General features: G+C 42.2%; 12 protein-coding genes. All 12 read right to left on the bottom strand.

All coding sequences use genetic code 11. The features are described from left to right. Window positions 1-47 precede the first annotated feature (47 nt). The gene (locus A361_RS09540; RefSeq protein WP_009330793.1) at window positions 48-896 is read right to left on the bottom strand and encodes an ABC transporter permease; all 849 of its coding nucleotides are present in this window, start codon (window positions 894-896) and stop codon (window positions 48-50) included. After that, window positions 893-1828 carry an ABC transporter ATP-binding protein gene (locus A361_RS09535; RefSeq protein ID WP_019381750.1) on the bottom strand — a complete coding sequence of 312 codons (936 nt, stop codon included), beginning with the start codon at window positions 1826-1828 and terminating at the stop codon, window positions 893-895. Before A361_RS09535 ends, A361_RS09540 begins: the two co-directional genes overlap by 4 nt. Then, on the bottom strand, window positions 1825-4200 hold the full coding sequence (locus tag A361_RS09530) for a hypothetical protein (RefSeq protein WP_026041702.1): 2376 nt from the start codon (window positions 4198-4200) through the stop codon (window positions 1825-1827). Before A361_RS09530 ends, A361_RS09535 begins: the two co-directional genes overlap by 4 nt. Window positions 4201-4491: 291 nt before the next feature. After that, the gene (ftsY, locus tag A361_RS09525) at window positions 4492-5496 is read right to left on the bottom strand and encodes a signal recognition particle-docking protein FtsY (protein WP_019381748.1); all 1005 of its coding nucleotides are present in this window, start codon (window positions 5494-5496) and stop codon (window positions 4492-4494) included. Between the two features lie 71 nt (window positions 5497-5567). Further along, window positions 5568-9134 (bottom strand): chromosome segregation protein SMC, encoded by a 3567-nt coding sequence (gene smc, locus A361_RS09520; RefSeq protein WP_019381747.1) that lies wholly within the window; start codon window positions 9132-9134, stop codon window positions 5568-5570. A 43-nt stretch (window positions 9135-9177) separates the two neighbouring features. Continuing rightward, the gene (rnc, locus tag A361_RS09515; protein WP_009330798.1) at window positions 9178-9918 is read right to left on the bottom strand and encodes a ribonuclease III; all 741 of its coding nucleotides are present in this window, start codon (window positions 9916-9918) and stop codon (window positions 9178-9180) included. Between the two features lie 615 nt (window positions 9919-10533). Continuing rightward, the gene (locus A361_RS09510) at window positions 10534-10767 is read right to left on the bottom strand and encodes an acyl carrier protein (protein ID WP_009330799.1); all 234 of its coding nucleotides are present in this window, start codon (window positions 10765-10767) and stop codon (window positions 10534-10536) included. Between the two features lie 90 nt (window positions 10768-10857). Continuing rightward, on the bottom strand, window positions 10858-11601 hold the full coding sequence (gene fabG, locus A361_RS09505) for a 3-oxoacyl-[acyl-carrier-protein] reductase (protein ID WP_019381746.1): 744 nt from the start codon (window positions 11599-11601) through the stop codon (window positions 10858-10860). After that, window positions 11598-12545 carry an ACP S-malonyltransferase gene (gene fabD / locus A361_RS09500; RefSeq protein WP_019381745.1) on the bottom strand — a complete coding sequence of 316 codons (948 nt, stop codon included), beginning with the start codon at window positions 12543-12545 and terminating at the stop codon, window positions 11598-11600. Before fabD ends, fabG begins: the two co-directional genes overlap by 4 nt. A 26-nt stretch (window positions 12546-12571) precedes the next feature. Next, complete coding sequence (gene plsX, locus A361_RS09495) at window positions 12572-13576, bottom strand: phosphate acyltransferase PlsX (protein ID WP_019381744.1); 1005 nt, start codon at window positions 13574-13576, stop codon at window positions 12572-12574. A gap of 20 nt (window positions 13577-13596) precedes the next feature. Next, entirely contained in the window at window positions 13597-14157 is a 561-nt protein-coding gene (fapR, locus tag A361_RS09490) for a transcription factor FapR (RefSeq protein WP_019381743.1), read from the bottom strand. 263 nt (window positions 14158-14420) lie between these two features. Continuing rightward, window positions 14421-16469, bottom strand: a complete 2049-nt coding sequence (gene recG / locus A361_RS09485) for an ATP-dependent DNA helicase RecG (protein ID WP_019381742.1) — start codon at window positions 16467-16469, stop codon at window positions 14421-14423. Window positions 16470-16535 lie beyond the last annotated feature (66 nt).

Raw genomic sequence — 16535 nt, 5'->3', positions numbered from 1 at the left:
AAAATTTACGGGCAATCCCGTCTCCCAGGGATTTGCCCGAATAAATACTAGCCCTTTTTCATATTGGGACGGAGTTTTTTTATGCTCAGCAGAATAGCTCCAATGAAAATTAATGTGTACGAAATTAAGTATGAAATCCATAAAGGAAATTCAATGCCTGTTGATCTAGTAATTTCATTGGTCATTTCCGGCTCAAAGGTGCTCATTAGAATAATGACCGGGTTAAGCATAGCCGGGAAGTATGCAAGAGGATTTGTTGGCTGAGTCCCTGTATAGCCATATGCATTGGTTAATTGCATAAAAATCAAAGTCAGGAATGCCGTTCCTCCAGCTAGAAATAAAGTAACCCCATAGGTGGTAACCATCGAGACAATTGTTTTTCTAATGAGCGTTGAGAATAAGACCCCGAGACTTCCATAAACCAGGATGGTAAATAAATAAAATCCCATTGTCGTAAGCAGCTGACCTGGGGAAATACCTCCAAATAAAAATACAAAGCTATAGAGAGGCAAACTTGCCGCAATAAGCAAAATCAAATATGAAATGGAAGAAATCAGCTTGCTCAAAATAATGCTAGAAGAGCTTTGGGTCGTCGTGAGCATGATATTTAAGGTCTGCCTCTCTCTTTCACTGCTGATAACCCCAGCTGTTAAACCGGGAGTAATAAACAGAATTAAGCCAAGCTGCAATATAGATAGGACCATAAACATTGTCCGGCTCTGATCAGGTTTAAAAAAGCCCTGCATGTTATTTGACAATGATTCTATAAAGATAAAACCAACAATGATCAGCCCTAATGCCAAGAGGTAAAAGAGTACCCCCAGGTAGCTTTTAAAGCTGCGGAAGCGGAGCTTAAACTCTTTATTCAGAACAGGATTTACGACTAAATTCTTCATGTCAGCTCAACTCCCTTTGTAATTTCCATAAAGACATCTTCCAGATCCGTTTCTGCTTCTGCAAAGCTGGTGATCGCTAAATTATTTAAAATGGCTCTTTTCAGCAGTTCTGTTTGTTCTTCAGCTGTCCCTTTATAAATAAACTGAAAAGATGCTCCGTCTTCCAGTAAAGCCAATTTAAATATATTAGGATCATCCTCAAAGAAAGAAACGGCCTTTTTTGAACTTCCATGAACTTTTACAATGATCAGCCTTTCTCCCCTCAGCTGTGACTGAATATCAGCAACAGACCCCTGAGCCACCAGTTTTCCCTGGTCAATAATGCCGATGGTATCGCACATTTCTGCAAGTTCAGGCAGTATATGTGAAGATATTAAAATCGTTTTGCCCATGCTTTTCAATTCTTTTAATATTTCCCTCATTTCAACCCTTGCTCTTGGGTCAAGTCCTGATGCAGGTTCATCCAGAATCAGCACTTCAGGATCATGGATAAGACACCTGGCCAGGCAGAGACGCTGCTTCATGCCTCTTGATAATAGGTCTACATATGACTCTCTTTTATTTGACAAGTTGACTAGGTCGAGAAGCTGCGGTATCAGCTTCTCGCGTTCTGCGAATGGTATGCCGTAACTCGCACCGTAGAAGTGCAGATATTCATCAGCCTTAAGCTGGTCATAAACCCCGAAGAAATCTGGCATATAGCCTATCTGCTTCCTCACGAGTTTTGAATCCTTTTGAACATCATACCCGTTTACGTACGCAGAGCCCGAAGTGGGGGCAAGTAAGGTTGCCAAAATGGAGAAGGTTGTGGATTTTCCTGCACCATTCTGTCCGACAAAACCAAATACACTGCCTTTTTCTATATTTAAATTTAAAGAATCAAGTGCTGTAAATTTTCCGTATCTTTTCGATAAATCCATAATTTCGATCATTTTGCCACCTCCCCTTTGATCGTAACAGCCGGCAATTGAACGAAAGGATCACCCTGAGCTGATTTATTCAGCTTCATAATAAAACGGCCTTCTTTCGAAACGTACTGGGTTAAGTCATCTTTACTTGTCAGCTTTATGCTCCTTTGATCTGGTTCAATCGGCAGCCACTCACCCGTTTTATGGTTTTTTATCGAATACTGTACGTTTTGGCTATTGATCCTTACCGAAATTTCTTCTAATCTATATGTTTTCTCTTTTAGCTGCTTCGGGAGGCTGAGAATATATTCATATTCTCCGTCTTCAAGCATCATTTCTGCATTCGTGCTGCCCATGCCTTTTTCATAAATCTGACCCTGGATCACATTCCAATCAGCTGCCATCATTCCATCCTTCAATGTAAAGGATCCGGAGAACTCATTTATGGCCTCAAATGGCTGAAGGATCAGATTTGTGTTATTCTGTTTTTCCTTCTTCCCTCTCATGGCTACATCAATAATTGATTCTTTTGTAATCCCCGCAAGGACTGGCTGAGCAACATCCCCAAGCAGAAATGTAGTGGAGGCATATTCAAGCTTTTCTCTTCTTAACCTATTTATATCATTTTGGCCATTGGCAGGATATGCCCCATTAAAAGTTCCTCCATATGGTCTGCTCAGCAGGGACTGCTTTATGGTTTTATCCACTTTAATTGCCTCATCTTTCTTGATTGGCCCTAATTTGATTGCTTCATTGCCTGACCAAATATATAATTCTTCAAAATCATACTCACTTTCGTTTTTGATTGTTCCAGTTAATCTCTTTTCCTTAAGGGTGAGGTCCGCTTTAAACTTCCCATTGATATCGGTCTGGGCCTTTCCGTAAATTGTTTTGGATGACCAATATTCTACCTCAGGGAAAATAATCTCATTGTTTTTTACCTTTTCAGCCATGATTCCGCCTCTAAGGGGATCTGATGTATTGGAATTGTTTGAATAAACCACTGCATTAAATTCACCTTTGGGCATTGAGAGGGTATATTCACCGCTTTTATTTGAAAGCAGGGTTGATGCCTGATATCCGGTAAGCAGATTGTTATTCACGTTATAGATCCCCATCTGGTTCAGCTGCGGCTGAGAAATTCTATCTTTTGCTCCCATTCCAAAGACAGCTGTCCCCATTAATATGGCGATGGAAGGAATGATCCACCAGGAATGCTCCCGTTTATCAAGCTTTCTTAATACAAAATAAAGAACAGGCACTATCAGAATAATATAACCGGTAAAAAGGCCAATAAGCTGCCCGATTGAAAAATTGGATGCAGGAAAGAATTCATTCACTTCTGCAAATTCCCAATACAGCTGGTCCAGGTAATCCTGAGAATATGGGCTGGATCCAATGCCGGCACCTGTTGCCTGATTAATAAAGTCTGCAAACCATGTGTTGTATCCCTGCCATGAAGATAAAGGCTCATCTCCCAGTGAAAAAGCTGTCTGCAGAATCGTCCCGCTTCCATACTCCTTTTTCACTGCTGCTGGAAGATCCCCGCTTTCAGCGATAACTTCTGCACCCGCTTTAATGGGACCAGTAAAGAAGTTGAGTTCTTTAAAATCCGGCTCCTCGCTTTTTGCTGACTGCAGGAATTTTACTGTACCGGCGGCCTCGTTTTCAGATTTCATTGGCAGCAAAGAATATAGTTCTCCATAGGCACCGCTTGCATCAGGTCCTCCTCCGGCAATCAATGCTCCACCGTTGTATACCCAGTTCCTTATAGCTTGTTGCTGTTTGTCACTAAGCTGGGATATCTTGAATTCATCAATCAGCAAATAATCGAGTGTTTCCAATCCTGTCGCTTCATCCGGCAAATCTTCCTTATTAAGTTCAATCATCGATTTTGAAGGAAGCGTCCTCAATTCTTTTACACGGTCATAGTTTTCACTGAGAACACCAATTACTTCAGTTGCCGTATCTATAAATTTCGGCTTTAATGTATTTTCGCCTTTAAAACTAACCTTTTTTCCGTCTTTCCAATCACCTTCATAAAGAGTCAGTAAAGGAATGTTCTGATACATGGAAGGGTGGTCCTCTGTCATGCCAGGGATGGAAACCAGGTATTCCTTAGCTGTTCCGGCAGGAAGCTCTACTTTTACAGTAACCGCACCGCTCGTATTGTAGGATGGATGGTAACTTATCAGCAAATCCCCGCTAAAAGCCTCTCCTGTATTTTCCATCTTAATCCGCAGAGGAAACCCCTCTCCTCTTTTCACTTTTCCGCCAAAGCCCTCATCTATAGAAACTTTGATGTCTGTGCTGGCAGCTTCTGCTGTTTGGAATGGATGAAACATTAACACAAAACAGAATAAAGCCATGATGATCACTTTTAATTTTCCGTGCAACCCAATCTCCCCCATTAAAAATCTTAAGTATCTGCCTTGTGTTTTTTTTAGGCAGTCTTTAAAAATATAAATTATTGCCAGCCTGATGACTTCTTCCTTAGTATAGACGCAGCCGGCTGACAAAAAGTTCCTGCGGATATTTATTTAATTTGTTTGTCAGACCAAACTTGAAAGACATTTATTAACACAGTGTAATTTTACACTAAAAAATATAAATTTCAAACTATTTTTTATATTTTAAATTTCGTAAAAAAACAGCCGGAGAACTCGCTCTCCGGCTGTGTAACAATTTTATTCTTCCTCTTCTTCTTCTGCTTCTCTTTCGACTATGTCGGCAAAGAGTCCATAGACATACTGTTCTGCATTGAATTCCTGCAGGTCATCCATTTTTTCACCTAAACCTACAAATTTCACCGGGATTTCAAGTTCATTTCTGATTGCAAGAACGATGCCGCCCTTTGCAGTTCCATCCAGTTTTGTAAGAACAATACCAGAAACATCAGTTGCTTCCTTGAAGGTCTTAGCCTGAATCATGGCATTTTGTCCAGTTGTAGCATCAAGTACTAGCAATACTTCATGCGGGGCCCCCGGTACTTCCCTTTCTATTACACGCTTTACTTTCTCTAATTCTTTCATCAGATTGACTTTATTCTGCAGGCGTCCCGCAGTGTCACAGATTAAAATATCAGCTTTGCGGGACTTGGCAGATTGAACGGCATCATACATGACAGCTGCAGGGTCAGAGCCAGCTCCCTGCTTAATGACATCAACGCCGACACGTTCTCCCCACACCTCAAGCTGTTCAATCGCTCCTGCACGGAAGGTATCTCCTGCTGCAAGCAGGACATTTTTTCCTTCACTTTTGAACTTATGGGCAAGTTTTCCGATCGTGGTCGTTTTACCGACTCCGTTAACACCAACAAATAGGATAACAGTTAGTCCCTCAGATTGAATATTTAATTCTGTGGAGGTTTCGCCTGCACTGTCATAAATTTCTACAAGCTTTTCTGAGATGACAGCCTGCACATCGCGAGGATCCTGAATATTCTTGCGTTTTACTTCCCTTCTCAGCTCTTCGACCAATTCCATGACAGTATCGAATCCAACATCCGCCCCAATTAAGATTTCTTCCAGTTCCTCAAAAAATTCCTCATCCACTTTACGGTACCTGGATACAAGGTCATTTACCTTATTTGAAAAATTATCGCGCGTTTTGGTTAATCCGTCTTTAAACTTTTCAGTAACACTATCTGTCTGCTTAGTGATTTTTTCTTTTAGTTTTTTAAAGAAACTCATGTTTTCACTTCCTTATAAAAGCAATATGTATTAGTGCGGAACAGGTTGTAAACTGTCCCGCATTAAAGCTGCTATTGAGTAATTAGTTCCCTGGTTTCTTCCAGACGTACAGATACCAGTTTGGAAACACCGGATTCCTGCATGGTTACACCGTAAAGGACATCCGCTTCTTCCATTGTTCCTTTTCTGTGGGTAATAACGATGAACTGGGTGACGTCGCTGTATCTCTTTAAGTATTGGCTGAACCTTTGCACGTTTGCTTCATCCAAGGCTGCCTCTACTTCATCAAGGATACAGAATGGAACAGGACGTACTTTCAAAATGGAAAACAGCAATGCAATTGCTGTAAGTGCCCTTTCTCCTCCAGATAATAATCCGAGGTTCTGCAGTTTCTTGCCTGGAGGCTGTGCGACAATTTCCACACCTGTATTCAATAAATCATCAGGCTGGGTCAAGCGTAAATCGGCTCTGCCGCCGCCGAATAAAGATTGGAAAACCGACTCAAAATGGAAACGGATCCCTTCGAAGGTTTCTTCAAATCGCCTTTTCATTTCAACATCCATTTCATCGATAACCTGGAATAACGTATCTTTCGCTTCCTGAAGGTCTGTTTTTTGTTCAAGCAGGAATTCATATCGTTCAGATACTCTGTCATATTCTTCGATTGCCCCGAGGTTCACAGCCCCAAGCTCTTCGATTGCCAGCTTTATGAGTTTTACTTTTTTTCGTGCTTCATCAATCTCAATCTCCAGCGGATATTCCTCTTTAGCTCCTTCAAAAGAAAGCAGATATTCTTCCCTTAAATGATTCAGCTTATTTTCCAGCTCAACATCAAGCCGGTTCTGCTTAACTTCCTCATCTTTCAAAACTTCTACCAGCCCTTTATGCTGGCGTTTTAATTCTTTTGCCTCAAGTTCCAAGTCCTCTAAAGATGTTTGGAGCTTTAAGCGCTCATCCCTTCTTGAAGCAATCAACTCAAGCGTTTCATTCTTTTCCTTTAATTTTTGCTGTGCTGCCTCTTCCAGATGCTGCTCACCTGAAGAGCTATTCGTCATTTCAGATGATAGCAGTTCTAAATCCTCTTTTACTGTTTTCAGCTTATCCCTGTTAGCAGCAAGCTCAGAAATTAGTGCGGCTAGTTTGTCCTCAGCATGATTCAGCTGTTCACTTTTGGAAGCGAAGCTGATTTTCAGCTCATTTATTTCAGATACAAGAGTTTCCTTTGAAGTCTGCTGGGTGTTTTTTCTTTCTGTTAATGCTTTAATCTCATTATCAAGATCAGCTATTTGTTTTTGCTGCTGCTCCAATAGATCTGCAAGCTCACTCTTTCTGGTCAGCAGTCTTTCTCTATCTTCCGAAAACTGTGCTTTGTCCATATCATAAAGAGATAAGCGCTCATTAATGCTTTTCTCCTCAAACTCTACTTCTAGAAGCTCTCCTTTTACCCTCTGTTCCATCAAACGAAGCTCTTCACCTGTTTTTCTAAGCTGTTCAATGCGTGTTTCCTGTTTTTGAATTTCGCTTTTTTGCAGTTTCACTTGTTTTTCGAGGTTAGCTGTTTTGGATTCCATGTCCAAAATTCGTGATTTCAGCTCTTCAAGTTCACCTTTGCGTGAAAGAATGGAAGTGCTTTTCTGTTTCAGGGCTCCTCCCGTCATGGACCCGCCGGGATTAACCACATCTCCATCAATAGTAACGAGTCTCACACGGTATTGAAGAAGCTTCGCCAGTTCATTGGCTCCTTTAAGGTCACGTGCAATAACAACATTGCCAAGCAGGTTTTCAATAGCAGACTGATGCCTTCCTTCAAACCGGATCAGCGTAGCAGCTTCACCAATAAAGGCGGGATGGCCTTGAACCGATTGCAGTTGCCCGGTATTAAGCCTTTTCCCCTTCACTACGCTTAACGGCAGGAAAGTTGCTCTTCCGTATGAATTCTTTTTCAGGAATTGGATGGCACTTCTCCCATCCTGCTCATTTTGTACGATGATATGCTGCATGGCACCGCCAAGAGCAGTTTCAATCGCCGTTTCGTACTCTTTTGGCACCTGAATTAATTCCGCTACGGCTCCTTCAATTCCCTGCAGCTTGCTGCCCCTTGCTTTCAATATTTCCTTTACACCTTGGAAAAAGCCCGAAAAGTCTTCTTCCATTTCTTCAAGCATTTCCTGCCTGGATTTTGCCTGCTGCAAATACTGATAAGCCTGATACAATGTTTTTTCCTGCTTTTGATAATTATTCTTTAATGATTCAAGCTTGCGGTCTTCCGTTCGAAAAACATGTACCTGACTCTCTATTTCTTTTTGCAGGCTTTCAAGTTCTGATTGTATCTTTTGCTTTTTCTCTTCATTTTTCTTGCGGTCGGCAATATACTTTTCGTTATCCATCTCAAGCTTAGAACTGCGCTGACCCTGCTGGCTGAGCTGCTGATCAATATTCTGCAGTTCGTTTCTTGAAGCCGCCTGGCTATTCAGCACTTCAATATAATCACTTTTCAGCGATTCAATTTTCTCTTCCGTATTTTCACTGAAGAGTTTGAGCTGTTCCTGCTTTTCCTTTAATGCTTTCTGAAGTTTAACTGCTTCTTCCTTTATTTTTCCTTTGAGAGCCGACTGCTTTTCTTCTTGCTCTTTTAATTCAGTTATCTTCGAAGAAAGTTCCTCCATGTTTCGATGAAGCTGGTCTTTATTCTGGCTGGCATTTTTCTTTCGCTCTTTTAGGACTTCTTTTCTGCCTTCCAGTTTTTCAAGCTCTTCACTGGCATGAAGGAGTACGTCCTGTAAATCATTTACTGATTCATCGATTGCAGCAATATGATCCTTTAACTCTTCCATTTTGGCTTCTTTGTTCTGAATAACTGCCGATAGCTTCATTTCATCTTCTGTATGCCGTTCAAGCTGACGTGAAAGCTGCTCCCATTTTGAATGCAGGTCTTCTATCTCATAGACTGTAAGGGCAACTTCAATTTTCTCAAGCTCTTCCTTCTGCTGCAGATAATCTTTTGCAATCGAAGCCTGAATTTTCAAAGGCTCTACCTGGCTTTCAAGTTCATGAAGAATATCATTCACCCTGTTTAAATTATCCTGGGTTTCAGAAAGTTTGCCTTCCGCTTTTTTCTTTCTTGTCTTATATTTAAGCACACCAGCCGCTTCTTCGAATATCGTCCGGCGTTCTTCAGCTTTGCTGTTTAGAATTTCCTCTACCCTGCCCTGGCTTATTATTGAAAAAGCTTCCCTGCCAAGGCCTGAATCCATAAATAAATCTACGATATCTTTTAATCTGCATGTTTGCTTATTGATTAGGTATTCACTGTCTCCAGATCGGTAAACCCTTCTTGTAACACTGACTTCACTGTATTCAATCGGCAGACCCTGATCGCCGTTATCAAGGGTCAGTGTAACCTCAGCAAAATTCTGCGCTCTCCGGGAATCACTGCCAGCAAAAATGACATCCTCCATTTTCGCGCCGCGAAGGGACTTAGCTGATTGTTCCCCCAATACCCAGCGTATGGCATCTGTTATATTGCTTTTTCCGCTTCCATTTGGACCTACAACTGCCGTAACGCCTGGAACAAAATCAACCGTGATCCGCTCAGCAAATGACTTAAAACCAATAACATCAAGCCTTTTTAAAAACAACCTTGCTCCCCCTCTGTCTCCTCCAAGTTTCTATTCTTCGATGTCACTTGATATGATTCTTCAATACTTCAAGGGCCATTTGGGCTGCATGCTGTTCCGCTTCTTTCTTTGATCGGCCGGTGCCTGTCCCAAGCTCCCTGCCATTTAGGGAAACAGTGGAAACAAATTCTCGATTGTGGGCAGGCCCTTTTTCCTGAAGGATTTTATATTCAATTGTACCTGCACCATCCCGCTGCACAAGTTCCTGCAGCTGGCTCTTGAAATCCATCACATGCGAAAAAGCACCTGAATCAATCTTCGGAAAAACAACTTTCTCCAAAAAACCGACAACCGTATCTAATCCTTTATCCAGGTATAGTGCACCTATAAAGGCTTCAAATACGTCTGCAAGCAGGGCCGGACGGGTTCTTCCTCCTGTCATTTCCTCCCCTTTTCCAAGCAGTACCAGGCTGCCGAAGGACAATGCATGGGCAAATGAGACCAGGGATGGTTCGCAAACAACCGCTGCCCTCAGCTTAGTTAATTCCCCCTCGCTCATCATGGGATATTTTAGGTAAAGGAACTTCGAAACAGTCAGTTCAAGTACAGCGTCACCCAAAAATTCCAGTCTTTCATTGTCTTCATAGGGCTTTCTCCGATGCTCATTCACATAAGATGAATGGGTAAAAGCTTGCTTTAATAATTTTTCATTTTCAAATTGGATTCCGATTTCCGTCTGGAATTCTTTAAATTGTTTTTCGATTGCGCGAAATGATTTTCTTTCCTTATCCTTATTGCTGCGCATAATGCATCCACCTTGCTAATATTAATATTCTTTTTATTATTAGGGACATCTCAAAATGATGTTCTAGTTTTAACTAAGCCTGTTGATTGCCGCTGCATGTACTCAAGCTTCCGTGTGGGCTGCCTGGACTCCTCGACGCTCTGCGTCTGCGGGTCTCCCTTGGTATGCTGCTCCCGAAGGAAAGCTTCCTCGAACAACTGCGCACGAAGAAAATGCGGTAGCCTTTTCGGAGATCTCGCATCTTCCGCTCCAATCGCTCAATGTAAATATAGATAACTGCTCAAAACCCGCAAAAATTAAGTAAACTGAAATTCATATAAAGCTTAAATGGTCTTTTCTAAGTTTACGTAATAAAAATCAAAAACGCAAAAAAATTTCTATTTACAAAACACTTTTAAGTTTCATTCGGATACAGCCATCTTCACAGAAGAAAGCCCCGTTATTCAACGGAGCTTTTGCCTAACATATTTACTGTCCACAGCCACCTGCTGCCGTGCGACAGCTTTATCCATGCTGTCCTCTATGCCACAGGTAACACCGGACAGTAAACATCTGCTGATAAAAAATTGCTGCAGCGAGGGGTTTACCCTCACTGCAGAGTGGTCCAACTAACGATTATTGGCTAGCTTTTATGTAATTTACAGCGTCACCGACTGTTGCGATTTTTTCAGCATCATCGTCAGAAATTTCCATGTCGAACTCGTCTTCTAATTCCATTACTAATTCTACTACGTCAAGGGAATCAGCACCCAGATCATCTTTGAAAGAAGCTTCCAATTTCACTTCAGACTCTTCTACACCAAGACGGTCCACGATGATCTTTGTTACACGTTCTAATACTTCTGCCATGCTTGTCACCTCCCCTCAAGTATTATAGATTATTTTTAGCCTTTATTGAAAGGTTTTATAAAAAATTTTGCATTACAAGCCTGTTACAAACTACATGACCATACCGCCATCAACATGAAGGGTTTGTCCTGTCATATAGCGGCTGTCCTCTGAAGCAAGAAATACTGCCACATTCGCAATATCTGCAGGGTCGCCAAAACGCGCCAAAGGAATTTGCTTAAGCATCTGCTCTTTTACATCCTCGTTCAGCTTATCAGTCATATCAGTTGTGATAAAGCCTGGTGCAATAGCATTGACCGTTATGCCTCTTGTTGCAAGTTCCTTTGCAGAGGTCTTTGTCAGGCCAATAACACCTGATTTGGCAGCGACATAATTAGCCTGGCCAGGATTGCCGCTGACACCAACGATGGATGAAATATTGATAATGCGGCCGCTGCGCTGTTTCATCATCTGCCTTGTAACAGCTTTTGTACAAAGGAATACACCTTTCAGGTTAATGTTAATAACATCATCCCATTCGTCTTCCTTCATTCTCATAAGCAGGTTGTCCCTCGTAATTCCAGCATTATTAACCAAAATATCAAGCTTGCCAAACTTTTCTACTGTTTCTTTAACCATGCTTGCCACGGAATCACTATTTGACACATCGCAATGGATAGCAAAAGCATTTCTGCCTAATGCTTTTATTTCATCAACGACTTCGTTCGCCCTTGCCTCACTTCCGGAATAGTTAACCGCGATATCTGCACCTTGCTTAGCAAGACCCAAAGCAATTTCTCTTCCGATTCCGCGGGAAGCTCCCGTTACTAATGCGGCTTTTCCCTCTAGCTTCATCTCAATTCCTCCTTTAAGGATTCTGTAACTGCCTGGCAGGATTCAGCATCGGAAACGGCATACGTCTTAAGGGAACGATCTACCTTTTTCACTAAGCCTGACAGTACTTTCCCTGGTCCAATTTCAATAAATGTATCTACTCCTAGCTCTATCATCCTGCGGATTGAATCCTCCCAGAGTACAGGTGAATACAGCTGTTCAATTAATCTGCTGTTTATTTCTGCAGCAGAAGTCATTTCAGAAGCTTTTACATTTGCAATGACAGGAACAACTGCATCTTTGATCTCAATATCGTCCAGGACTTGCCTGAACTTCTCCGCAGCAGGCTTCATTAATTCAGAATGGAAAGGACCGCTTACCTCCAGTGGAAGCACTCGCTTGGCACCTTCTTCTTTAGCCTTTGCAGAAGCTTGTTCAACACCTGCCCTTGAACCTGAAATAACAATCTGTCCAGGACAGTTCAAATTTGCGAGCTGAACCGGATTGCCGCCTGCAGTAACCTCTTCTGTGACAGCAGTAAGCTTGTCCCTGTCCAGTCCCAGTACCGCTGCCATTGTTCCCTCACCGTTAGGAACTGCTTCTTCCATGAACTCTCCTCTTTTACGGACAGCATAAACACCGTCCTCAAAGGATAGTGCTTCCGCTGCAACGAGTGCAGTATACTCTCCAAGGCTGTGGCCAGCCACAAAATCAGGTGCTACGCCAGATCTTTTAAAATAATCGAGTATGGCAATGCTAGTAGTCAACAATGCCGGCTGTGCATTTGTTGTTAACGTCAATTTTTCCTGAGGCCCTTCAAAAATAAGTTGTGATAGTGAAAAGCCAAGTTTTTGATCAGCACTCTCGAAAAATGATTTTACTTTCTCATCCTGTTCGGCTAATGCTTTTCCCATTCCCGCAGCCTGTGATCCCTGCCCAGGAAATAAAAAGGCGATTTTACCCATCGTGATTCCCCCCAAATAAAATAAGTTTATTTAACGGCTGTTTTTTCTGCTTCTTTTTCAACAGCTTCCTTAATCGTTTGAGCGACATGGTTTTCTACCATAACCCTGGTCTGTCTGACTGCACTGAATAAAGCAGTCGCATCTGAGGAACCATGAGCCTTAATAACAGGCGCCTTTAATCCGAATAATCCAGCACCGCCGTATTCCGAATAATCCATCTTAGATTTAAGCTGGTATAAATCAGGCTTTAAGGCAGCTGCTGCCAATTTCGTTTTAAAGCTGCTGGTCAGAGCTGTTTTTAGCATTTTAAACACAGAAAGAGCAGTACCCTCAATTGTCTTTAGGACCATATTTCCGGTAAAGCCATCTGTCACTACAACATCTGCAGCTCCCTCAAGCAAATCGCGTGCTTCCACATTACCGATAAAATTGATATCAGCATTCTTCAGCAGGTCAAATGTATTTTTCGCCAGTTCATTGCCTTTTTTCTCTTCAGTTCCTATATTTAGAAGGCCCACTCTAGGATTGGAAACACCCCGGACTTTTTCTGTATATATCGATCCCATGATCGCATATTGAAGAAGATGCTCAGGTTTCGCGTCAACATTCGCCCCTACATCCAGCAAAAGGAACCCTTCCCCGCCTATCGTTGGAAGCGTAGGTGATAATGCCGGGCGTTCAATGCCATCAATCCTTCCTACCACAAAAAGGCCTGCTGCCATAAGAGCACCCGTGTTTCCTGCAGAAATGCATGCATCCGCTTTACCGTCTGAGACAAGCTGCGCTGCAAGCACCATTGATGCATTTTTCTTTCTGCGCACAGCCCTCACTGGTTCATCATCCGGCAAGATGACTTCATCTGTATGTAAGATCTCAATCCGCTCGTTTGAAGTAAGGTATTCCTTTATTTTTGACTCATCGCCAACAAGAGTAATGTGTATATCCTTAAACTCTGCGGCAGCTTTCATTGCGCCAAGGACAATTTCCTTCGGGGCATTGTCGCCTCCCATTGCGTCTATGGAAATTTTCATGATGCTTCATCCTTTAGTGATTATTTTTTTCTGAACATGTCGAATTCGCCCTTAAATACCTGTTCGTTATTCACAAAGCTATTGACTTCAACAATCGTCCTCCCGCTGTCAACATCAATTGTAAGGACCTTGGCTTTAGCTATAACACGTTCATTTAATCGCACTGGCCTTGTGAATTGAATATTGGCTTTCGCTGTCAATGCCAGTTCATCATTTATTACAGCAACTGCCAGTGAGTTGGCCTGTGCAAACAAGTGATGCCCCCGGGCTATTCCATTCCGCTTGAATACATGTTCATTTTTTACATCGAAAATGGAAATTGCCGTTTTATCCAATTCTATATCTATTATTTCACCGATTATTTCTTCTATGGGTAAAGATCGGACTTCATCCTCGAAAGTTTTTTCAGCAACATGCTTGATTCTTTCCCGCAATTCCGGAATAGATAATTCCAGGCGGTCGAGCCTTATTGTCTGGACGCTGACAGTGAACTTTTCTGCAAGTTCCTCGTCCGTGACAAATGGATTTTCTTTTATTGTGTCCGTTAATAAATGCTGGCGTTCTTTTTTATTTCTTTTCATTAAAAATCCCACCGTCCGAGATATTAAGACTAGGTACTAATAGTAGTATATAATCAAAAAAAGCAGATTGCAAGGAAGAACTTTTCTGCAATCTGCTTTAAGTGTGATTGAATATTTGTTTAGCTTACATATTCTGTCCGTTGATTTCCGCTGGGAGGAACAGGAGCCTCCTCAGCCAGCACCGCACGAAGGAAATGCGAGAACATTTTTCGAAGATCAAGCTCCCTCCACTCCAATCAGCTCAGCGTGTGACATTCGATCCTTTAGTCCAGTTTTTCCCCTTCCAGCACTCCTGTTTCCTTTAAATAATTTCTCAAAGGCAGGTACTCATCTGAATGCCAGAATTCATGGGATTCAACAAGAGAAGCTGCATCGTTTCTGGCGGTTTCGAGAGCGCGGTAATCATGGACCATATCGGCGACTTTAAATTCCGGGAGCCCGCTTTGTTTTTTTCCGAAAAAGTCCCCAGGTCCCCTCAGCTCAAGGTCCTTTTCACTTAGTGCAAATCCGTCATTGGTTTCCGTCATGATTTTCATTCGTTCTTTTCCAACTTCCGATTTGGGGTCTGCTAAAAGAACACAATAAGATTGTTTATCTCCTCTCCCTACCCTGCCCCTTAATTGGTGCAGCTGTGCAAGTCCAAAGCGCTCAGCATCATAGATCACCATAATCGTTGCATTTGGGACATTTACACCCACCTCGACAACTGTAGTAGAAACAAGAATTTGAGTTTCATTTCGGCTAAAAGCCTTCATTACATTTTCTTTTTCATCTGGGTGAAGCCTGCCATGCATGAGGCCCACATCATAGCGGCCATGAAAATGATGCATCAATGTTGCATGGACATCTATAGCATTTTGAACATCCAGCTTGTCCGACTCCTCAATTAGGGGACATATCACATATACTTGCTGGCCTGCTGAAAGCTCCTTTTCCATAAAACCAAGTACTCTATCAAGCATTTCAGGTTTTGCCCAATAAGTTTCAATCGCTTTTCGCCCTGCCGGCATTTCATCTATGATGGAAACATCCATTTCCCCAAAAACAGTAATGGCCAATGTTCTCGGGATTGGCGTGGCAGTCATAAACAGAACATCCGGACTCTCGCCTTTTTCCCTGAGGATGCGCCGCTGCCCGACACCAAATCTATGCTGTTCATCAGTAATAACAAGCCCCAGTTTATTAAATTCCACTTCTTCCTGGATAAGTGCATGTGTGCCTATAAGAACATCAATTTCTCCATCCTTTAAATGCTGAAGAATTTCTCTTCTGCGCTTTCCTTTGACGGAGCTTGTCAGGAGTTCACATCGCAGGCCAAATGGCTCAAGCATCGTTTTTAAAGATTCCGCATGCTGCTCTGCAAGGATTTCGGTCGGCACCATTAAAGCTCCCTGGAAATCTGCTGTCCTGCTGGCAAATAGGGCGATTGCCGCAACAGCCGTTTTGCCGGAACCAACATCCCCCTGTAATAGCCTGTTCATCCGATAAGGCGATTTCATGTCAGTCAGAATCTCATTAACCACCCTTTTCTGGGCATTGGTTAAGGCAAATGGCAGAGAGTCTATAAACTCCATCAGCCTCGAAAGATCATAAGCTTGCGCAATCCCTTTAGACTGCTCTCTTTCAATCTTTCTTAGTGCCTGCATTTTTAATTGAAAATAGAAGAATTCTTCATAAACAAATCGCCGTCTTCCCTGTTTAAGTTCCTGATCATTGGCAGGAAAATGGAGCGATCTCATAGCATCTCGCCTATCCAAAAGCCTATATTGCAAAAGATATTTTTCAGGCAAAGTTTCTGATATCTCATTTCCATACTGTGAAAAAGCCAGTTTTATAAAACGTCTGATTCCCTTGACAGTGATATTTCCTTTCACAGCGTAAACAGGCTCAAAATCCTTGTTACTGGAGGCACTCCCTATTTTTAATTCATTGGCTGTTATGATCTGGCGGTGCTGGTCCCATTTGCCTGTCACTGTCACAGTTTCGTTCAATGTAATTTTATTCTTTAAATATGGCTGATTAAACATGACCACTTGTATCAGATATCTGCCTACAAGAACTCTCACAGTCAGCCTGGACCGTTTCCTTCCATAATAGGCGAGTGAAGGTTCACTGTGGATCTTTCCTTCCACAGTTACTCTTTCATCATGCTTAATCTCTTCCAGATCCTTGAGCCTGTAATCCTCATATCTATATGGGAAATATTCAAGCAAATCTTTTACAGTGTTTATGTTCATTTCAGCAAGTGATACTGCTGTTTCCTCCCCGATGCCTTTAACAGCTGTAACAGACTGATTATAATTTGGATTCACGTTTATTGAACGGCTGCCAAATATATTTTCTCAAGGCAGTCCGCCACCCCTCCCTGCTCAATTACT

The sequence above is a fragment of the Cytobacillus oceanisediminis 2691 genome (assembly GCF_000294775.2).
In the GTDB taxonomy this organism is placed as follows: Bacteria; Bacillota; Bacilli; order Bacillales; family Cytobacillaceae; genus Cytobacillus; species Cytobacillus pseudoceanisediminis.
This window is presented reverse-complemented; position numbering and strand designations above follow the sequence as displayed.